Source organism: Streptomyces sp. NPDC054813, from assembly GCF_053611365.1.
Genome location: NZ_JBSHAF010000011.1, coordinates 123,035 through 143,073, shown reverse-complemented (window position 1 = coordinate 143,073; position 20,039 = coordinate 123,035). Strand labels below are relative to the sequence as shown.

The window sequence follows — 20,039 nt, the reverse complement described above, 5'->3', positions numbered from 1 at the left end:
GGTCACGCTTGCGGCGGAGGCCGGCGCCGACGTACGTCAGGTACTGCTCCGCCGTTCGGGACGAGGGAGCCGAGCGGGCCGTGGGGGGGGGGCCCCCCCCCCCCCGGTGTAAGCCCCCCCCCCCCCGGGCGCGGCGCGCGCCCCCCCCCCCCCCCCGCCCCCGCCGCCCCCCCGCCCCACCCCCCGCCCCCCCCCCGCTGCAGTTTTCGGGGGACATTTCGGCGTATCGGCCGGTTTCGGCCAAGGTCCACCGTGGCTGAAACATGTCGCAGAACCGCCGAAAGAACGGGGCGGCCGCCCCGGGGGACCGGCTCGATACCGCTCCCAGGCCCCGGCATCCGCGTCACAGTGACCCCGGCGGCCGTCGCGGAGGGCGTTCCCCGTCCCCGGCCGCTCTCCCGTGCCGCTCCGCGCGCCTCCTCGTGCTTTCGCCGCCCGCTCCCGGCCGCCCCGGTCCGCCTTCTTCCGACCCCCGGGCCGCCCCGGTCCGCCTTCTTCCGGCCACCTGCCCCTCCGCGCCCACCCTCTCGGTCGGCCGGGTCCGCGTGCCCCGAAGCTGGTCCCCGGAAGGGGTCCCGTCTCCATCTTGAGTGGAATAGACTCAACTTTGTGTACGTTGGCTGAGTCAGCCGAACGACGCCGAGGAGGAGAACGCGAACGTGGACGCCGAGCTGACCAACAGGAGCCGGGACGCGATCAACGCGGCCAGCAGCCGGGCCGTGACCGAGGGGCACGCGGACCTCACCCCTGCCCACCTGCTGCTGGCTCTGCTGGCGGGGCAGGAGAACGAGAACATCACCGACCTGCTCGCGGCCGTGGACGCCGACCAGGCCGTCGTACGGCAGGGTGCCGAGCGGGTGCTGGCCGCCCTGCCCAGCGTGACCGGCTCCACGGTCGCGCCCCCGCAGCCCAACCGCGAACTGCTCGCGGTCCTCGCCGACGCGGGCGAGCGCGCCCGGGACCTCGGTGACGACTACCTCTCCACCGAGCACCTGCTCATCGGCATCGCCGCGAAGGGCGGCGCGGCCGGCGAGGTGCTCGACCGGCAGGGGGCCACCGCGAAGAAGCTGGTGGAGGCCTTCCAGAAGGCGCGCGGCGGCCGCCGGGTGACCACCGCCGACCCCGAGGGCCAGTACAAGGCGCTGGAGAAGTTCGGCACCGACTTCACGGCCGCCGCCCGGGACGGCAAGCTCGATCCCGTCATCGGACGGGACCAGGAGATCCGGCGGGTCGTGCAGGTGCTGTCCCGCCGTACCAAGAACAACCCCGTGCTCATCGGTGAGCCGGGCGTCGGCAAGACCGCCGTGGTCGAGGGGCTGGCCCAGCGGATCGTCAAGGGCGATGTGCCCGAGTCGCTGAAGGACAAGCGGCTGGTGGCGCTGGACCTCGGGGCCATGGTCGCGGGTGCGAAGTACCGGGGTGAGTTCGAGGAGCGGCTGAAGACCGTCCTCGCCGAGATCAAGGACTCCGACGGGCAGGTCATCACCTTCATCGACGAGCTGCACACGGTCGTCGGCGCCGGAGCCGGCGGTGACTCCGCCATGGACGCCGGCAACATGCTGAAGCCGATGCTGGCCCGCGGCGAGCTGCGCATGGTCGGCGCGACCACCCTCGACGAGTACCGGGAGCGGATCGAGAAGGACCCGGCGCTGGAGCGCCGCTTCCAGCAGGTGCTGGTGGCGGAGCCGACCGTCGAGGACACCATCGCCATCCTCCGTGGCCTGAAGGGCCGTTACGAGGCACACCACAAGGTGCAGATCGCGGACAGCGCGCTGGTGGCCGCCGCGACCCTGTCCGACCGCTACATCACCTCCCGCTTCCTCCCCGACAAGGCCATCGACCTGGTCGACGAGGCGGCCTCCCGGCTCCGTATGGAGATCGACTCCTCGCCCGTGGAGATCGACGAACTCCAGCGTGTCGTGGACCGGTTGAAGATGGAGGAGCTGGCGCTGGAGAAGGAGACCGACCCGGCCTCCCGGGAGCGCCTGGAGAAGCTGCGCCGCGACCTCGCCGACAAGGAGGAGGACCTGCGCGGTCTCAACGCCCGCTGGGAGCGCGAGAAGCAGTCCCTGAACCGGGTCGGCGAGCTGAAGGAGAAGCTCGACGAACTCCGCGGCACCGCCGAACGCGCCCAGCGCGACGGTGACTTCGACACCGCCTCCAAGCTGCTGTACGGCGAGATCCCGCAGCTGGAGAAGGAGTTGGAGGCCGCGTCCGAGGCCGAGGTGGAGACCTCCCGGGACACCATGGTCAAGGACGAGGTCGGCTCCGACGACATCGCGGACGTGGTGGCCGCCTGGACCGGCATCCCCGCCGGGCGTCTCCTGGAGGGCGAGACCCAGAAGCTGCTCCGCATGGAGGACGAGCTGGGCCGCCGGCTCATCGGCCAGACCGAGGCCGTACGCGCGGTGTCCGACGCCGTACGACGGTCCCGTGCCGGTATCGCCGACCCGGACCGACCCACCGGCTCCTTCCTCTTCCTCGGCCCGACCGGTGTCGGAAAGACCGAACTGGCCAAGGCGCTCGCCGACTTCCTCTTCGACGACGAGCGGGCGATGGTCCGGATCGACATGTCGGAGTACAGCGAGAAGCACAGCGTGGCCCGGCTGGTCGGCGCCCCGCCCGGATACGTCGGCTACGAGGAGGGCGGCCAGCTGACCGAGGCGGTCCGCCGCCGTCCCTACACCGTGGTCCTCCTGGACGAGGTGGAGAAGGCCCACCCCGAGGTCTTCGACATCCTGCTCCAGGTGCTGGACGACGGCCGGCTCACCGACGGCCAGGGCCGCACGGTCGACTTCCGCAACACCATCCTGGTGCTCACGTCCAACCTGGGCAGCCAGTACCTGGTCGACCCGGTGCTCGGCGAGGAGGAGAAGAAGCGGCAGGTTCTGGAGACGGTCCGGCACTCCTTCAAGCCGGAGTTCCTCAACCGCCTGGACGACCTGGTCGTCTTCTCCGCTCTGGCCAAGGACGAGCTGGCCCGGATCGCCCGGCTCCAGATCGACCGGCTGGCCAAGCGGCTGGCCGACCGCCGGCTCGGCCTGGAGATCACCCCGGAGGCCCTGGCCTGGCTCGCCGAGGAGGGCAACGACCCGGCGTACGGCGCCCGCCCGCTGCGGCGTCTGGTCCAGACCGCCATCGGCGACCGCCTCGCCAAGGAGATCCTGTCCGGCGAGGTCAAGGACGGCGACACGATCCGGGTGGACGCCTTCGGCGAGGGCCTGATCGTGGGCCCGGTGACGGCGGTGGAAGCGGCCGGTGAATCGGTCGGCGAATCGGCCGGTGAAACGGCCGGGGAAGCCGTCGAAAGCACCGGTCAGGAGACCGGAAAAACGCTCTGAGCGGAATTCCGCCAACGGGAGATGAACCCGCCGGGGCGGGGGTTGCCACCCCCCTCCCCGGATGGGGGAGGATGGCGGGATCCGTATGAAGGGAAAATCACGGTGACCATCGACCCGTCCTCGATTCCGAACTTCGGGGGCCAGCCCGAGCCGCAGCCCCAAGGACCGGCGGGCCCCGTCGTCCCGGATCAGGATCTTGTGAAGCAGCTCCTCGACCAGATGGAGCTGAAGTACGTCGTCGACGACGAGGGCGACCTCGCGGCGCCGTGGGAACAGTTCCGTACGTACTTCATGTTCCGCGGCGAGGACGAGCAGTCGGTCTTCTCGGTGCGGACGTTCTACGACCGCCCCCACAAGATCGACGAGAAGCCCCAGCTCCTGGAGTCCATCGACGACTGGAACCGTCGGACGCTGTGGCCCAAGGTCTACACCCACACCCATGACGACGGCACCGTCCGTCTCATCGGTGAGGCGCAGATGCTGATCGGCATGGGTGTCGACATCAACCACTTCGTGTCGTCCACGGTCAGCTGGGTGCGGGCCGCGATCGAGTTCGACAAGTGGCTCGTCGAGCAGCTCGGCCTGGAGGAGGCCGTCAACGACGCCGACCAGCCCGAGGGCGACGACGAGGAGTAGGCAGCGCTACAGGGGTGTGCCGGCGAAGACGACCAGGTACGCGCCGTAGCCGAACGAGAGCCCGGCCAGGGCCGCGACCACCACGGACGCGTGCCAGGGCCGGGCTCTCGCCGTGCGGACCAGCGCCCGGGCCAGGGGGAGGAGAAGGGGGAAGGCCGGCAGGAGGAAGCGCGGCTTGGACTCGAAGAAGCCCGAGCCGCCGAGCGTGATCAGCAGGAGTACGGCGGTGTAGGCGAGGAGCGGGAGCGGCGCCCGGTCCAGCAGCAGGAGCGCGAAGAGGACCACCGCCGCCGCCACGATCACCAGGGCCGTCGGGAAGACGAAGCGGTCGCCGCGCAGCAGCAGGTCGCGGACGAAGCGGAGCGAGCCCCGGCCGAAGTCGAAGCGCGACCCCCACAGGCGCTGCACGCCGAAGTAGCCGCCCGGCGGACCGCCGGCGCGGCGCCCCACCCACAGGACGTACGCGAGCCAGCCGAGCGGGGCGAGTGCCGCGCCCGTCCACAGCCTGTGGGCAACCCGGCCCCGGGAGCGGTGAATCTCGCGGACGGCGGCGAGCAGCACGGCCACCGCGACCGCGAAGCCGTTCGGCCGGGACAGGCCCGCCAGGGCTGCCAGGCTGCCCGCCCACAGCCAGTTTCCGGCCAGGACCGCGTACAGGGACCAGGCGGCGAACGCGGTCAGGACCGGTTCCGTGTAGGCCATGGACAGCACCACGGAGTGCGGGAGCAGGCCCCACAGCAGGACGAGGGCCGTGCCCACCGCGCGGCCGTGCAGCCGGGCGCCCAGCGCGTAGATGCCGGCGGCGGCGACGCCCGCGGCCGTCCAGGACACCAGCAGGCCGGCGCCCGCCCCGCTCAGCGGGGTGACCGCCGTCAGGATCCGGATCAGGGCCGGGTAGAGCGGGAAGAACGCCAGGTCGCTGTGGATGACGTCGGGGCGGAAGTACAGGGTGCGACCGTAGCCGTGCGCCGCGATGCCCAGGTACCAGACCGAGTCCCAGGACCGGCCGAGCAGGGTCAGCGGATGCCTGCCGCCCGCCCAGGCGGCCAGCGCGACCACGGCCATGCCGGTGAGCCGGGCGGCCGCGAACAGCCCCACCGCGACACCGCCCGCGGTGACGAGGGACGGGGCGAGAGCGGTGGTGCCGGTGGTCGTGCCGTTGGTCGTGCTGGCGGTGGTGCTGGCGTGGCTCACATTCGCACCCTGCGGGGCACCGGGGCGAAGTGCGAGAAATATGCGCCCGATGGGGTAGCGGAGAGGCACGCCTCCTGGCGTGGCGCGGGCCGCCGACGAGCCCGGGGGTGGTATCGCGGGCCCGGCTACCCCATCCGCCGCAGCCGCTCCGCCGCGTCCTTGAGCACCTCCGCACGCTTGCAGAACGCGAACCGCACGAACGGGGCCCCCGCCTCCCGGTGGTCGTAGAAGACCGCGTTCGGGATGGCGACGACATCGAGGTCACCCAGGCCACGCCTCGTTCGCACACCCGTTCACGCGTGGCGCACCGGGCCCACCAGGGTCAGCCGTCGCCGACCGAGGCGCGGGCTGAGAAGTCCCGCCGCTCCGGGCCGTACGACTGACGCACCGTGCGGATGGGTCGGGACCGGTGGATCGCCGCGGTTCACCGGTCAGCTCTCGTAGTGGTAGCGGCACTGTGCGATCAGGACGGCGTCCTCGGTGGCCTTGTAGATCAGTCTGTGCTCGTCGTTGATGCGGCGCGACCAGTACGCCTGGAATCCGTGCTTGAGCGGTTCCGGTTTGCCGATCCCCTCGTTGCCGTTCCGGGCGATGTCCGCGACAAGCGTGTTGATGCGCTTGAGGATCTTCCGGTCCTGTAGCTGCCACCACAGGTAGTCCTCCCAGGCACGGGAGGAGAAGGTGATCTTCAACTCGGGGCCCTCATTCGTCGGTCGCCAGCTCGCGTACGGTGCCGCCGCCGTTCTCCAGCTCGTCGATGGAGGCGAGCAGGCGTCGGGCGTTGGCCGGGCTTCGCAGCAGGTACGCGGTCTCCTTCAGGGACTCGTAGTCCTCAAGGGAGACGATGACGACCGGCTCATGTCCGGCCCGGGTGATGACGACCTCCTCGCGGTCGTCGGTGACGGAGTTGAGCACCTCGGCGTACCGCGCGCGGGACTCGGAATACGTCATGGTCTTCACGATCAACCCTCCTTCGACGTACAAGAAATTGTACGTCTTGCTCAGTGGTGCGACAAGCGCAGGTACGACGGTCGGGAGCATGCGGCCTCCGATGCGGACGTTCCGGGCGGGTGGGGCGGGGCGGGCGACGGGGAATGCGAGGCGTCGGCGACCTCACCGGCTACGGCAAGGCCGACCTCCTGTCCCGCGACACCTCCGGCAACCTGCGGCGCAACAACGGCAGCGGCAAGGGGGCGTTCGGCGCCCGCACGAAGATCGCCACCGGGTGGCGGGGGTACAAGGGGATCTTCTGAGCGCTGACGGAAGACGCGCCACGGGGCTGGTCGACCTCGAACCCGGCTGCCCGCAGGCCGTTGCCGAGCAGGTCACGCTTGCGGCGGAGGCCGGCGCCGACGTACGTCAGGTACTGCTCCGCCGTTCGGGACGAGGGAGCCGAGCGGGCCGTTGGCCGTGACCCGGCCCGCACCGTGTTCACGCACCCGCCTCGCGTGCCGCGCGGCAGGCCCCGCCGAGCGAGGCCGGCGAGGTCGGTGGACCGGCTGTCGCTCCACCCGGTCGTGCAGCTCCGCGTCAGCAGTCGCGCTCGTCCATCCACCGCGCCGCTCTACGACCTGCGTCATCTACGCGCTGCGCCGTGAGTCAGGCCGGGACCGTTGCCGGTACGGCTGTCGGCTGTTACCCGGCCAGCGTCTTGAGCCGGCTGGCGGCCTCCTCCAGCACCCCCGTGCGCTTGCAGAAGGCGAACCGTACGAATGGCGCACCCTGCTCGCGGTGGTCGTAGAAGACCGCGTTGGGGATTGCGACCACCCCGCAGCGCTCCGGCAGTGCACGGCAGAAGGCGAAACCGTCGCTCTCACCGAGGGGCCGGATGTCGGTGGTGATGAAGTACGTGCCGGCCGGGCGGAAGACCTTGAAGCCCGCCCGCTCCAGGCCCCCCGCGAGCAGGTCCCGTTTGGCCAGCATGTCCGCGCGGAGGGCCTCGAAGTACGAGCCGGGCAGGCGCAGGGCCTCGGCCACGGCGTACTGGAAGGGCCCGGAGGCGACATACGTCAGGAACTGCTTCGCCGAGCGCACCGCCGTGACCAGCTCCGGCGTCGAGGTCACCCAGCCGACCTTCCAGCCGGTGAAGGAGAACGTCTTGCCGGCCGACCCGATGGTGACCGTGCGCTCGCGCATGCCCGGGAAGGTCGCGAGGGGGAGGTGCCCGGTCTTGTCGAAGACCAGGTGCTCGTAGACCTCGTCGGTGACGACCAGCAGGTCCCGTTCGACCGCCAGTTCGGCGATCGCGGTCAGTTCGGCGCGGGTGAGGACCGTGCCGGTCGGGTTGTGCGGGGTGTTGATCAGCAGGAGCCGGGTGCGCGGGGTGACGGCGGCCCGCAACTCGTCGAGGTCGAGTCGGAAGGCGGCGCCGTCCGGGCGGAGGGTGACCGGGACCCGGGTGCCGCCGGCCATCGCGATACAGGCCGCGTAGGAGTCGTAGTACGGCTCCAGGGCGACGACCTCGTCACCCGGCTCCACGAGGGCGAGCAGGGCGGCCGCGATCGCCTCGGTCGCGCCCGCCGTGACCAGCACCTCCGCGTCCGGGTCGTACGACAGCCCGTACCGGCGCTCCTGGTGCGCGGCGATCGCGGTGCGCAGCTCGGGGACGCCCGGCCCCGGCGGGTACTGGTTGCCGCGCCCCTCGCGCAGCGCCCGCACGGCCGCCTCCCTGACCTCTTCGGGGCCGTCTGTGTCCGGGAAGCCCTGCCCCAGGTTGATGGACCCGGTGCGCAGAGCCAGGGCGGACATCTCGGCGAAGATCGTGGTCCCGAACTCTGAGAGCCGGCGGTTCAGGAGAGGGCGTTCGCTGGAGGTCATGCCGGTCATCCTGCGCCCAAGCTCTGGAGTTCCTCAACTTACGTTCGGGGCGTGGTGTCTGCGGCGATACCCGATGCGGCCCCTCTGAGCTGGGCGAGGGCTGGTGTCATCTGTCGACGTTGGTCGTCGTCGGCCACCCTCGGACGGCCCGGAGACGGCCCGAGGGTGGCCCACATGTCGTCAGTTGCCGTCGGCCTCGCGCATGGCGCGGGCTTCCTGTCGGCTGAACTCCTCGCCGCAGTTCAGACATGCCCAGTCGGTGTCGCGTGCTCCCAGGTGGAACTCCTGATCGAGATTATGGCGCTCGCATGCCGGACTTCCGGCGTCGATCCACCGTTGTCGGATCTTGGCAACATCACTGATTTGCACCATGTTTCGACCCTATGTCATCCCTGGTCCACCCATGCCAACGTGACCGATGGAGTGACGGGCCGGCAGTTTTGATGAACCAGCCAAGCGCTGGCATGCCCGGATCCTGGAGCACCAGTTTGGGAGCGAGGTTCAGCGATCACGCGCATGACCTGCGGATTCCATACTTGGGCAGAGTCCGGCCGACTCACCTCTGCAGACCCGGTTCCCCGTGAGTCCCCATCCGTTATGGCACGAGAGTGGCATGGCCACGGGACCGTGCCATGGTCGGAGCGCACGTGGCCCGGCGTCCTGGGCAGAGGCGGTTGGAGGTCGAGGCAGGCCCGACTAGCAGCCCGAGGCGTGCCGACCCTAGAACGGCGGCCCGAAAGAGGTGGCGGGGAGATCCGAAGCCAGCCGCAGAGCCTTCCGCACGTCTCGCTGGTACTTGTATGAAGGTTGGTTCCAGGCGTTGTCAGAACGGGCCCAGTAACTGTTGTCCGAACGTGCCGCCACGGCCTTGCGCCAGAGCTCGGCGCTCTTTCGAAGTTCCCCGACGTAGGCGGTGACCTTGGGCCTGGCGCCGGCAGACCAGGTGGCGGCTTTGAGGCCGTCTGCCTCATGGTCCAGCGCGGCCGCCATCTTCGCAGACCAGGCACGATCGGCGGCCACGCTGCCCAGGTGCGGATAGGTCTTGAAGACGCGCGCGGAGGCCAGCTCCAGCTTGAGGAAGGCAAGCTGGTCTGCTGTCAGGCTGGTCTCCTGGACGCGTACGCTGCCTGTGGTCTGACCGTCCGTGTCTGCCGTAAAGCAGGTGGCCGTCCTGTTACCCGACTGCTGGATCTTACGGGTCGGGTAGTAGTAGTTGACGCCCGTCGTGTGGGGCAAGGACCAGTCGTCCATGACGTAGTCGGTCAGCCGATCCCTGCACTGGTGGTATGACTGTTTTGCGAGGACCTCGTCGGCGCCGGTGGACCCGGTGAGTGCGAACGTGGCGAACACTTCGCCGTCGTGTGGCTGGGAGCACGGCACAGGTGCCGCGGAGTAGACCTCTCCGTTCTGCGAGCTAGTGAAGCAGTCGCCCACCGCGAGACTTATGGCCAGCCGGTCGCCTGCGCCGGACATCCGCTTGTCCGGATTTTCGTCGGAGTTACCGGAGATTCTTCCTATGATCGGACTCATTGCCAGTGCGACCCCACCGAGCACTAGCACACCCGAGATCGCCAGGCGGCGACCCTTTTGGTTGCGCTTGGAGCCGGGCTCAGACGGCGTGGGCAGCGATATGGCGGACATGGATCTCCGGTCGACCTTGGCAGACACGTATGCGGAGCCGGATCTTCGCACACGACCAGTTGTCTCTGTCACCCCCGTGCACCTTGCGCGAGTTGAGCACCTTCCTCAGCCCAACACTCTCCCCAGCTCCCATCCCGTACGCCGTCGACCCACACACCGTGGAGCGGGCGTGGTTCATGGCGTCCAGGTGGAGCGCGCCACTGTACGAACGACCTGGAGGCCATGGGCCGCGTCTGCTCGGCTCTGCCTGGGTCGATGGTGTACGGGATGGGAGCCCCCAGTATCCGCCACGATGGACCCGCGATCGGCGATGGCGCCCCTCCATCCCGGTGCCGGCCGATCCCCCGCCGGAGGCATTGTCTTGACCGTGGGCCGCTCTATGCGGTGATCGACTCATGACCTCCGGTCCTATCCATGAGCGGGCGCGCGTCGGCGCAGCGCGGGGGAGCGGGCCGGAGGCAGGAGCGGCGCCCGCAGCGGAGCCGGGAAGCGCGCCCGGCGGAGCGGAGCGCAGCCGCTAGCTGACCGCGCTCCGCTCGGCCAGGCCGCGCAGGGACTCAGGAACACGAGGCTCGGAGAGCTGCACCAAATCGCGGATGACTTCGCGCGCAGGTGGTGATCGTGGATCTGCTCGGGAGCCAAAGCCTCGGATTCCAGGAGTGCGCAGGGCTGGGGCGGCACCCACGAAGACCTCGTCGCACCCACCCGCGCACTCCTCGATGCCTCCGGGCTGCCGTACGTGATCGAGCAGCCCAACGGCAAGGCGGAGATCCGCAAGGACCTGACCCTGTGCGGGGAGATGTTCGGGCTCGACGTGCTGCGCCACCGCAACTTCGAATTCGGCCACTGGGCCACCCCCCAAGCGCCGCGCCATCGACATGGTGTTTCAGCACAGTTCCGGGAAGGACCAGGGCTCGCAGTGGACGGAGTGAGGCAGCCTGGCCTCGGCCATCCGGCGCTACCGTCGACGCTGAACGGGCGAAGCCCTCGCGGATAGTGTGTGGCAAGCGTGAGCGCGATCAGCCCGCTCGACATCCTTTCTGGTAGCCCAAGCGCCAAGCGAGTAGCTGCCGCGGCGTACGTCATCCACCCAGCAAGGACAACCGAGTGAAGCCAGCCAAGACATTCAGCACCCTTTGCGCTGCCGTCACAGCGGCCATGTTCCTCGGCGGCACTACCGCCTACGCAGACAGTGATGGGGGGTTGCTCGGCCTCGGTCTCCTTAATACGCCCTCCATCACCCTCGCGTGTTTCCCAACGGGGCAGGTGGGCCATGGCAACTCCTTCACCGGCAACCAAAGCATCAACTGCAGCCAGTCCGCTTCCGCAACGGGGGCAACGCCACCCCCGAGTGGCAACGGTTTGACGGGGTTTGACTATGAAGTCGGGTCTGCTACCGCGCAGCCTGGAGAGGTAGCTGTTGCGACGGCGATCTGCCCGGCTGGGAAGACCCCCACGGGCGGCGGCTTTAGTACAGCGTCGGGTGACTCCTGGCAGGTGACGGGCTCTGAATTTCAGCCGGGTATCGTCCCGAATCCGTCCGGCTGGGCGGTGTTCGCTAAAAACACCGGTAGTGGGCCTCAGACACTCACCGCCGAGGTGGTTTGCTACAACGGCGTGACCTGACGGGTAGTCAGCTTCGTGTGCTGCCAGTCGTCTCTGCTTGCCAACTGGCAGTAGTCCACTGACTGCTTGAGCACGTCACGGAGGATGAACACGGCCCACAGGCGGCCCGGTGACGTCCGGAAGGCCCCTGAGCTGCGCATGTGCGCAGGTCAGGGGCCTTTGCCGTGCGTTGACCCTCAGAAGTTCCTCAACTCCGCTTTGGCCGCCGGGCGGGCCGGGCATCACCGGGGCACGCCGCGGTCACGCGGCGGCCGGGGCGCCCACGGGGGGTCGCTCCGCGCGAACCGAAAGAAGGTGACGCCATGGGCATCGTCTTCATCGTGGCGGCGGCCGCGATCGTCTGCCTGGTGATCGTCGGGAGCGCGGCCCGCAAGGGCGGGGTGGGCAGGGGGGCGTCCGGCCGGGGCGGCTCCTCCTCCTGCGACAGCTCGGGCAGCTGGTGGGCCGGGGACTCGGGGTCGTCGTCGCACGGAGGCCACGGAGGCCACGGAGGTCACTCGTGCGGCGGGGGGCACTCCTCCTGCGGCGGCGGCTCGTCCTGTGGCGGCGGGGGTGGCTGCGGCGGGGGCAGCTGACCCGGAGCCTCGGTGACACGGGGGACACGGGGGACACGGGGGAGCGGGGCAGCAGGGGAGCGGGGCGTCCGGACGGTGAGTGGGTGGCTTTCTCCGGGCGCCCCGGCGTGCGCCAGAGGGAACAGGGCGCACAACGTGGTTGAACAGTTGAGCTGTGGAGCCCTCTGAGGGATGGAAACCGCACGAAGTTGGGTAAAAACGCTGTGGCAGCGCCACAGTTCATGATTCCCTCTAAATCACCAAAGCAGCGCCTCGGACGTCCTGACGACACCCTTCCCCCGGCTGGGCCGACCGGGCCGATCTCCCGGTGTCCACCGAGGTGCGCCGGACCCCCCTCCTCCTCCCCATTTGCGTGTTAGCGGAGCCGATCCATGCTCACGACCCTGAACACCACCTACACCGATACGCGCGCGGCCGACCTCGCCTGGGCCCTGGGTCGCGAGCCACTGCCTGCCCTGGCCACCCTCGACCTGGAACTGTCCGGGGCGAAACTGCAGCTCAGACTGTTGGGCGCGTCCCACCAGGTACTCCTGGAGGAGGAGTGCGGCGGTTGTTCGGAGACGGTGGCGTGCATCCCGGGGTCCAGCACCCCCCTGCCGCTCGGGGTCGCCAAGCGCATCGGCGACTGGGAGTACGAGTTCGCGGCCCGCGTCGAGGTGCTGTCACCGGGCTCCTTCGCCGGCCGCGCCCAGGAACTGATCGCCCTCGTCTCCGAGCACCCGCACGGCCTCGCCGGGGTCTTCCCGGGCAGTCCGCACGCGTTCACCGCGCTGCTCGCCCAGCGCCACGAGGGCCAGGTGCACTGGCGGACCTGGCACGCGTACCCGCAGGACGGCCAGTTGGTGGCAACCCGGACGAGGGTCGGCGTACGGGTTCCGGCGGCCCGACGCATCCCCGGATGACATAAACCTACGAGCCGTCAAGGCGGCCGATTTCCACACGTGTGGGTGACGAAGCGTACCGAGCGAGTGACGTAACGTCGCAGAGTGATCGATCCGCACGCACCCGCCCCTCCCGGCGCACCGCCGCTCTGGGGTGCCCCCGCGCCGCTGCCCGTGCGGCCGGGGACGGGCCGGTTCCTGGTCCTCGCGTGCGTCTTCGTCTGCGCGGCCTGCGGGCTGGTGTACGAACTCGAACTCGTCGCCCTCGCCTCGTACCTGATCGGCGACTCGGTCACCCAGGCCTCCGTGGTGCTGTCCGTGATGGTCTTCGCCATGGGCGTCGGCTCACTGGCCGCAAAGCGGCTGCGCTGGCACGCGGCGGCCGGATTCGGCGCGGTGGAGGCCGCGCTGGCACTGGTCGGCGGCTGCAGCGCCATGGCCCTGTACGCCGTCTTCGCCTGGACCGGCGGCTGGGGCGGCCTGTGGTCGGACGGCCCGCGCTGCCTCCTGGTCGCCTTCTCCCTCGCCATCGGCCTGCTGATCGGCGCCGAGGTGCCGCTGCTGATGGAACTCATCCAGCGCATCCGCCGCCAGGACGCGGGCGGCGCGGTGGCCGACCTGTTCGCGGCGGACTACGTCGGCGCGCTGGTCGGCGGCCTGGCCTTCCCCTTCCTCCTGCTGCCCTTCCTCGGCCAGTTGACGGGCACCCTGCTCACCGGCACGGTCAACGTCGTGGCCGGCGGCGCCCTGGTCCTCGGCCTGTTCCGCCGCGACCTGTCCCGCCGGGCCCGCTGGACCCTCCTCGCCGTCAACGTGGCCGTCCTCGGCGTCCTCGCCTCCGCCGCCGCCCACGTCGACGACTTCGAACGGGCCGCCCGGCACGCGGTCTACGGCGACGACGTCCGGGTCGCCCTCCAGACAGACGTCCAGGAGATAGTCCTCACCGGCGGCACCCACGGCCGTCCCCTCGATCTCTTCCTCGACGGCCGGCTGCGCGTCGGCGGCCGCGACGAACGCCGGTACCACGAAGCCCTCGTCCACCCGGCGATGAGCGGCCCGCACGCGCGCGTGCTGATCATCGGCGGCGGCGACGGCATGGCCGCGCGCGAGGTGCTCCGGCACACCGGCATCGACCGCGTCGACGTCGTCGAACTCGACGCGGGCCTGGTCCGTCTCGCCCGCCACGACCCCGCCCTCTCCGCGCTCAACGGGCATGTCTACGACGACCCGCACGTCCACGTGGTCACCGCCGATGCCTTCTGCTGGCTGCGCCGGACCGCGCCGCCCGCCGCGTACGACGTCGTGATCGCCGACCTGCCCGACCCCGGCATCACGGCCAGCACCAAGCTGTACTCCGAGGAGTTCTACGGCCTGGCCCGCCGTGCCCTCGCCCCCGGCGGCCGCCTGGTCGTGCACGCCGGCCCGGTCCGGGCCCGCCCTCGCGACTTCTGGACGGTGGCGGCGACCATGCGCGCCGCCGGCCTGGCCACGACCCCCTACCGGGTCCTCGGCCGCGACCCTGGCTTCACCGCCGGCCCCGACCGTTCGGCGGGCGAGTCCAGGGCCCCGCACGACTGGGGCTTCGTCCTGGCGACGGAGGGTTCGCGCGGGCCCCGGCTGCGGCTGTCGGCCGACGGTCCGCGGCTGCACACGCTGACCCGGCGGAACCTTCGCAAAGACGCACTGGCGACACCATCGACGGAACTGCCGGCCTCCACGTTGGTGGATCCGCGGTACTGAGCACGGGCCCGTCCACGGGGAGCCCGGGCCCCGGCACCGTGCCGTGCGTCGCGGAGGGTACGTCGGCTTGACTCCTGGGTAGGCTCAGTCGGCATGGAGCACCAGGTGTACGTCCCGGCCCCGGCCTCGCGGCTCAGGGAGGCGCTGGCCGACCCCGCGCGGGTCGCCCGGGCGCTCCCCGGCCTCCAGCAGGACACGGGCGCCGCCCCCGGCACCGGCCGCGTCAAGGTCCGCATCGGCAGCCACTCGATCACCTACCGGGGCTCCCTGCGCGTCAGCGCCCGTGCCGACGGTTCCTACGCGCTGGACGGCGACGCCACCGAGGCGCGCGGTGCCGGCACGGTGAAGCTCGCGCTCACGCTCCGCCTCACGGACACGGACGAGGGCTGCCAGGTCACGGTGACCGGCACGGCCTCCGCCGGCGGGCGGGTCGCGGAACTGGCGCCGGAGGCGGTGGAGTCGGCGGCGACACGGTTGCTCAACCGCTTTGTGGAGGGCCTGGGGGAGGCACGGCCCGAGCCCCCGGACCAACCGGTGTCGATCTTCGAGACGGAGGTCCCGCCGCCTTCGCCGGCGCCCGAACCGGTCGAGGAGCCGCTGCCCGAGATCTTCGCCGAGGCGGCCCATGCCCGCCGCACGATGATCGGCCGCAGCGCGGAGGAGGTCGACCACGCGCCGCCCCGCGGCCGCTACGCGCCGGTGCCGGCACCGCAGACGGTGGCGGCGGCTTCGGCACTGCGCTGGGCCGCACCGGCGGCGGCCCTGGCCCTGGCGTCGGCGATCGTGGTGACGAGAGCACTCCGCAGACGCCGCTGACGTCTGCGGAAGCGCCCCTTCAGGGGCGCGGGGCGGTGTCGATGTGCGGCTCGGCCGCGTGCGCGCGAGCAGCCCCCACCCACCCGCACCCGAAACCGAACCGCCCCTCCCCAGTACTGTCATCCCGTGAGTAACGAAGACATCACGCTGACCGCAGGCGACGCCACCCTCCACCTGCACCCCGGCAACGGCGGCCGTATCGCCGGACTAGAAGTCGGCTCCCTCGAACTCCTCCGCCAGGGCGACCGCTTCGGCTGTTTCCCGATGGTGCCCTGGTGCGGCCGTATCCGGGACGGCCGTTTCCGCGACGGCGCCGACATCGTCCAGATGCCGCTCAACTCCCCGCCGCACGCCATCCACGGCACCGCCCGCGACGGCGCCTGGCGCACCGCCCGCCGCTCGGCGGACGAGGCCGTGATCACGTGCGAACTCGGCGATCCCTGGCCGCACCCCGCCCGCGTCACGCACGTGGTCCGGCTCGCCGAGGACTCGTTGACGCTGACCATGGCCGTGGAGACGTACGACAACTCCTTCCCGGCGCAGATCGGCTGGCATCCCTGGTTCAACCGCAACCTCGGCGGCCAGGACGCCCAGGTCGACTTCACCCCCGCCTGGCAGGAGGAGCGCGGCGCGGACCACCTGCCCACCGGCAACCGCATCGACCCCCTGCCCGGCCCCTGGGACGACTGCTTCGGGATGCCCGACGGCGTCGACGTCACCCTCACCTGGCCGGGGCAGCTGGAGCTGAAGGTCGCCAGCCGTGAGCAGTGGGTCGTGGTCTACGACGAGCAGGAGGCGGCGGTGTGCGTGGAGCCGCAGACCGGTCCGCCGAACGGCCTCAACACGCTTCCCCGTCTCGTCACCCCGCTGGAGCCGCTGGAAGCCACCACCACGTGGACCTGGCGCCGCCTCTGAGCGTGCCGCCTCTAAGCTGGTCGGCATGACGGACGTACGCGCTGAGCTGCTGCAACAGATCAAGGACAAGGCCGTGGTGCACGGCAGGGTGACCCTGTCGTCGGGGCTGGAGGCGGACTACTACATCGACCTCCGCCGCGTCACCCTCGACGGCACGGCCGCCCCGCTGGTCGGCCAGGTGCTGCTCGACCTGACCGACGGCCTGGAGTTCGACGCCGTCGGCGGCCTCACCATGGGCGCCGACCCGGTCGCCGGCGCGATGCTGCACGCGGCCGCCGCGCGCGGCCGCCGCCTCGACGCCTTCGTCGTCCGCAAGGCGGCGAAGGCGCACGGGCTGCAGCGCCGGGTGGAGGGGCCGGAGATCAAGGGCCGGCGGGTCCTCGTCGTGGAGGACACCTCCACCACCGGCGGCTCCCCGCTCGCCGCCGTGGAGGCCGTGCGCGAGGCCGGCGCCGAGGTCGTCGCCGTCGCGACCATCGTCGACCGGGCCACCGGCGCCGACGAGAAGATCCGCGAAGGCGCGGGCGTGCCGTACCTGTTCGCCTTCTCGAAGGATGAACTGGGGCTGGACTGACACCCCGGTCGCCGAGTGGGATTGACCCGGATGCGACCGGCGCCCGGCGCCCGGAGCATCGGTTCATGTCTGGAAAGATGGGGACGACGATGACGTCGTACCTCAAGGTCTAGGTCAGGGCCGTAGAGAACCAGCAGTACGCCGACCCGCACACCCAAGGAGCGGACAGATGCCCATCGCAACCCCCGAGGTCTACAACGAGATGCTCGACCGGGCGAAGGCAGGCAAGTTCGCCTACCCGGCCATCAACGTCACCTCGAGCCAGACCCTGAACGCTGCGCTGCGCGGCTTCGCGGAGGCGGAGAGCGACGGCATCGTCCAGATCTCTACCGGTGGTGCCGAGTTCCTCGGCGGCCAGTACAGCAAGGACATGGTGACCGGCGCGGTCGCGCTCGCCGAGTTCGCGCACGTCATCGCCGAGAAGTACCCGGTCAACATCGCGCTGCACACCGACCACTGCCCGAAGGACAAGCTCGACGGGTACGTACGTCCGCTGATCGCGATCTCCAAGAAGCGCGTCGAGGCCGGTCTGACCCCGCTGTTCCAGTCGCACATGTGGGACGGTTCCGCCGAGACCCTCGCGGACAACCTGGCCATCGCGCAGGAGCTGCTGGAGCAGGCCCGCGCGGCCAACATCATCCTCGAGGTCGAGATCACCCCGACCGGTGGCGAGGAGGACGGCGTCTCGCACGAGATCAACGACTCCCTCTACACCACCGTCGAGGACGCGATCCGCACCGCCGAGGCGCTGGGCCTGGGCGAGAAGGGCCGCTACCTGCTCGCCGCCTCCTTCGGCAACGTGCACGGCGTGTACAAGCCGGGCAACGTCGTGCTCCGCCCCGAGCTGCTCAAGGAACTGGCCGACGGCGTGGCCGCGAAGTTCGGCAAGGCGTCCCCGTTCGACTTCGTCTTCCACGGCGGCTCCGGCTCCTCCGAGCAGGAGATCGCCACCGCGCTGGAGAACGGCGTCGTGAAGATGAACCTGGACACGGACACCCAGTACGCCTTCACCCGCCCGGTCGCCGACCACATGTTCAAGAACTACGACGGCGTCCTGAAGGTCGACGGCGAGGTCGGCTCCAAGAAGACCTACGACCCGCGCACCTGGGGCAAGCTGGCCGAGGCGGGCATGGCCGCCCGCGTCGTCGAGGCCACGCAGCACCTGCGCTCGGCCGGCAACAAGATCAAGTAGTCGGGCATTTCCACGGACCCGGTGCTACGGCACCGGGTCCGCTGTATACCTGGAACCATGCCCGACGTCCGGCTGGCCTCCTCGCAGGGCAAGTGGATCCTGTTCACCACCGTCCTCGGTTCCAGCATGGTGCTGCTGGACTCGACCGTCGTCAACGTCGCCCTGCCCCGCATCGGCCGTGACCTGGGCACGGGCCTCGCGGCCCTGCAGTGGACGGTCAACGCGTACATGCTGACGCTGGCCGGGCTGATCCTGCTCGGCGGCTCGCTCGGCGACCGGTACGGCCGTCGGAAGATCTTCGTGCTCGGGGTCGTCTGGTTCGCCGCCGCTTCGCTGCTGTGCGGCCTGGCCCCCAACGACATCGTCCTGATCGCCGCCCGCGCCCTCCAGGGCATCGGCGGTGCGCTCCTCACACCGGGCTCCCTCGCCCTCATCCAGGCCTCCTTCCATCCGGACGACCGGGCGAAGGCGGTCGGCCTCTGGTCCGGCTTCGGCGGCATCGGGGCGGCCGTCGGCCCGTTCCTGGGCGGCTGGCTGGTGGACGGCCCCGGCTGGCGCTGGGTGTTCCTGCTGAACGTCCCGCTGGCCCTGCTCTGCGTCCCCGTCGCCCTGCGTCATGTCCCCGAGTCCGATGGGGGCACCTCGAGCGAAGCCGAGAGTGGGGGCGGGCGCGTGCACGGCCGCTTCGACGTCCTCGGCGCGGTGCTGGCCGCCCTGACCCTCGGGTTCGTGACCTACGCGCTGATCGAGGCCGGGACCACGTCGCTGCTCGCCCTCGCGGGCCTCGCGACCGGCGTGGCCTTCGTGTACGTCGAGAAGCACCGCCAGGACCCGATGCTCCCGCTGGGTATCTTCGCATCCCGCCAGTTCACCGCGCTGAACGTGGTCACCCTGTGCGTGTACGGCGCGTTCGGCGGCTACTTCTTCCTCACCGCGCTCCAACTCCAGGTGGTGGCGGGTTACTCGGCGCTGGCCGCCGGCACGGCCCTGCTGCCCTCCACCGCGCTGATGCTGCTCTTCTCGGCCCGCTCGGGCGCGCTGGCCGACAAGATCGGGCCCCGGCTGCCGCTCACCGTCGGACCCCTGCTCTGCGCCACGGCGATGATGCTGATGCTGCGGGTGGGCGAGCACGCGAACTACCTGACGGACGTCTTCCCGGCGGTCCTGGTCATGGGCGCCGGCATGGTCACCCTGGTGGCCCCGCTCACCGCCTCGGTCCTCGCCTCCGTGGGCACCGCCCGGGCGGGTATCGCCAGCGGCATCAACAACGCGGCGGCCCGCGCGGGAAGCCTGATCGCGGTGGCGGCCCTGCCGCTGCTCGCGGGGATGGGCCCGGAGGCCTACCGGTCGCCCACGGCCTTCGACGCGGCGTTCGACCGGGCCATGCCGATCTGCGCGGGTGTGCTGGTGGTGGGGTCGGCCCTGGCGTTCGCGCTGGTCCGCAGGCCGGCCCCGGGCTGTGTCCGCCCGGAGTGCCGCACCCACGGAAACGTGACCTCACCACCGCTGGAGGCGGAGAGCCGGTAGCCGGAGGGCCGGTGACCGGAAGGGCCGGTGACCGGAAGGGCCGATGACCGGAGGCGGAGGGCCGGTAGCCGGGGCCCTCCGCCTAGCGGCGCGCTATGCCTTCAGCTCGGCGTACGCCTCCGCGCTGCTGTCCTTCAGGAACTGCCAGCACCGCTCGTACTCGTCCTTCTCGCCGATCTCGCCCGCGGCCCGGCCGAGCGCGGCCAGGCAGCGCAGGAAGCCGCGGTTGGCCCGGTGGTCCCAGGGAACCGGGCCGTGTCCCTTCCACCCGGCGCGGCGCAGGGCGTCCAGCCCACGGTGGTAGCCGGTACGCGCGTAGGCATACGACTCGACCACCGCGCCGCGCTCGAAGGCGTCGTCGGCGAGCAGCGCCCAGGCCAGCGAGAAGGTCGGGAACTTGGCCGCCACCTCGACCGGAGCCAGCTTCTCGTCGCCCAGCAGGCGGTACGCCTCTTCGTTCTCGGGCAGATAGGTCGGCTCCGGGCCACCGAGCAGGTTCGTGTGCGTCGTCATGGCGCCAGTCTGCCACCGACGGCAACCTCACCCCGCGTCCTGCCGTCTTCC

General features: G+C 70.8%; 18 protein-coding genes and 3 pseudogenes. 13 read left to right on the top strand and 8 right to left on the bottom strand.

Going from position 1 to position 20,039, the window contains the following annotated elements; translation table 11 throughout:
• Positions 1-659 precede the first annotated feature (659 nt).
• Positions 660-3,242, top strand: a pseudogene (gene clpB, locus ACWGJB_RS23440) (ATP-dependent chaperone ClpB); the annotation flags it as partial.
• A 201-nt stretch (positions 3,243-3,443) separates the two neighbouring features.
• The gene (locus ACWGJB_RS23435) at positions 3,444-3,977 is read left to right on the top strand and encodes a YbjN domain-containing protein (RefSeq protein WP_450761793.1); all 534 of its coding nucleotides are present in this window, start codon (positions 3,444-3,446) and stop codon (positions 3,975-3,977) included.
• 6 nt (positions 3,978-3,983) lie between these two features.
• On the opposite strand, the gene ACWGJB_RS23430 is transcribed toward ACWGJB_RS23435, so the two are convergent.
• The 4 genes and pseudogenes from ACWGJB_RS23430 to ACWGJB_RS23415 form a co-directional block, all read right to left on the bottom strand.
• Complete coding sequence (locus ACWGJB_RS23430; RefSeq protein WP_453382070.1) at positions 3,984-5,171, bottom strand: hypothetical protein; 1,188 nt, start codon at positions 5,169-5,171, stop codon at positions 3,984-3,986.
• 125 nt (positions 5,172-5,296) lie between these two features.
• Positions 5,297-5,425: pseudogene (locus ACWGJB_RS23425) on the bottom strand (aminotransferase); the annotation flags it as partial.
• A 177-nt stretch (positions 5,426-5,602) separates the two neighbouring features.
• On the bottom strand, positions 5,603-5,863 hold the full coding sequence (locus tag ACWGJB_RS23420; RefSeq protein WP_453382069.1) for a Txe/YoeB family addiction module toxin: 261 nt from the start codon (positions 5,861-5,863) through the stop codon (positions 5,603-5,605).
• Between the two features lie 10 nt (positions 5,864-5,873).
• Positions 5,874-6,131, bottom strand: a complete 258-nt coding sequence (locus tag ACWGJB_RS23415) for a type II toxin-antitoxin system Phd/YefM family antitoxin (protein ID WP_037676836.1) — start codon at positions 6,129-6,131, stop codon at positions 5,874-5,876.
• A gap of 134 nt (positions 6,132-6,265) precedes the next feature.
• Here ACWGJB_RS23415 and ACWGJB_RS23410 point away from each other — a divergent pair, with 134 nt between their 5' ends.
• Complete coding sequence (locus ACWGJB_RS23410; RefSeq protein WP_453382068.1) at positions 6,266-6,424, top strand: hypothetical protein; 159 nt, start codon at positions 6,266-6,268, stop codon at positions 6,422-6,424.
• Positions 6,425-6,806: 382 nt separating this feature from the next.
• Here the strand turns inward: ACWGJB_RS23410 and ACWGJB_RS23405 are convergent, their stop codons facing one another.
• The 3 genes from ACWGJB_RS23405 to ACWGJB_RS23395 all read right to left on the bottom strand — a co-directional run bounded on the left by ACWGJB_RS23405 (position 6,807) and on the right by ACWGJB_RS23395 (position 9,629).
• Positions 6,807-7,997 (bottom strand): pyridoxal phosphate-dependent aminotransferase, encoded by a 1,191-nt coding sequence (locus ACWGJB_RS23405; protein ID WP_453382067.1) that lies wholly within the window; start codon positions 7,995-7,997, stop codon positions 6,807-6,809.
• Positions 7,998-8,168: 171 nt separating this feature from the next.
• A complete protein-coding gene (locus ACWGJB_RS23400) occupies positions 8,169-8,360 on the bottom strand; it encodes a hypothetical protein (RefSeq protein WP_453289694.1) in 192 nt (63 codons plus the stop codon).
• A gap of 348 nt (positions 8,361-8,708) precedes the next feature.
• Entirely contained in the window at positions 8,709-9,629 is a 921-nt protein-coding gene (locus ACWGJB_RS23395) for a septum formation family protein (protein WP_453382066.1), read from the bottom strand.
• Positions 9,630-10,281: 652 nt separating this feature from the next.
• On the opposite strand from ACWGJB_RS23395, the pseudogene ACWGJB_RS23390 reads away from it, so the two are divergent.
• From ACWGJB_RS23390 to ACWGJB_RS23345, 10 genes and pseudogenes are all read left to right on the top strand, one after another.
• A pseudogene (locus ACWGJB_RS23390) lies at positions 10,282-10,593 on the top strand (DNA methylase); the annotation flags it as partial.
• Between the two features lie 143 nt (positions 10,594-10,736).
• On the top strand, positions 10,737-11,255 hold the full coding sequence (locus ACWGJB_RS23385) for a hypothetical protein (RefSeq protein ID WP_453382065.1): 519 nt from the start codon (positions 10,737-10,739) through the stop codon (positions 11,253-11,255).
• A gap of 302 nt (positions 11,256-11,557) precedes the next feature.
• Positions 11,558-11,830, top strand: a complete 273-nt coding sequence (locus ACWGJB_RS23380) for a hypothetical protein (protein ID WP_453382064.1) — start codon at positions 11,558-11,560, stop codon at positions 11,828-11,830.
• Between the two features lie 371 nt (positions 11,831-12,201).
• Positions 12,202-12,732 (top strand): DUF2617 family protein, encoded by a 531-nt coding sequence (locus ACWGJB_RS23375; protein ID WP_453382063.1) that lies wholly within the window; start codon positions 12,202-12,204, stop codon positions 12,730-12,732.
• A gap of 84 nt (positions 12,733-12,816) precedes the next feature.
• Positions 12,817-14,451, top strand: coding sequence for a polyamine aminopropyltransferase (locus ACWGJB_RS23370; RefSeq protein WP_453382062.1), 1,635 nt, complete (start codon positions 12,817-12,819; stop codon positions 14,449-14,451).
• 93 nt (positions 14,452-14,544) lie between these two features.
• The gene (locus ACWGJB_RS23365) at positions 14,545-15,267 is read left to right on the top strand and encodes an SRPBCC family protein (protein ID WP_453382061.1); all 723 of its coding nucleotides are present in this window, start codon (positions 14,545-14,547) and stop codon (positions 15,265-15,267) included.
• Positions 15,268-15,393: 126 nt separating this feature from the next.
• Complete coding sequence (locus ACWGJB_RS23360) at positions 15,394-16,182, top strand: aldose epimerase family protein (protein ID WP_453382060.1); 789 nt, start codon at positions 15,394-15,396, stop codon at positions 16,180-16,182.
• A gap of 25 nt (positions 16,183-16,207) precedes the next feature.
• Positions 16,208-16,756 (top strand): orotate phosphoribosyltransferase, encoded by a 549-nt coding sequence (pyrE, locus tag ACWGJB_RS23355; RefSeq protein WP_453382059.1) that lies wholly within the window; start codon positions 16,208-16,210, stop codon positions 16,754-16,756.
• 169 nt (positions 16,757-16,925) lie between these two features.
• Complete coding sequence (gene fbaA / locus ACWGJB_RS23350) at positions 16,926-17,948, top strand: class II fructose-bisphosphate aldolase (RefSeq protein ID WP_453382058.1); 1,023 nt, start codon at positions 16,926-16,928, stop codon at positions 17,946-17,948.
• Positions 17,949-18,005: 57 nt separating this feature from the next.
• On the top strand, positions 18,006-19,475 hold the full coding sequence (locus ACWGJB_RS23345; protein WP_453382057.1) for an MFS transporter: 1,470 nt from the start codon (positions 18,006-18,008) through the stop codon (positions 19,473-19,475).
• Between the two features lie 93 nt (positions 19,476-19,568).
• Here the strand turns inward: ACWGJB_RS23345 and ACWGJB_RS23340 are convergent, their stop codons facing one another.
• A complete protein-coding gene (locus ACWGJB_RS23340) occupies positions 19,569-19,988 on the bottom strand; it encodes a DUF3151 domain-containing protein (protein WP_453382056.1) in 420 nt (139 codons plus the stop codon).
• Positions 19,989-20,039 lie beyond the last annotated feature (51 nt).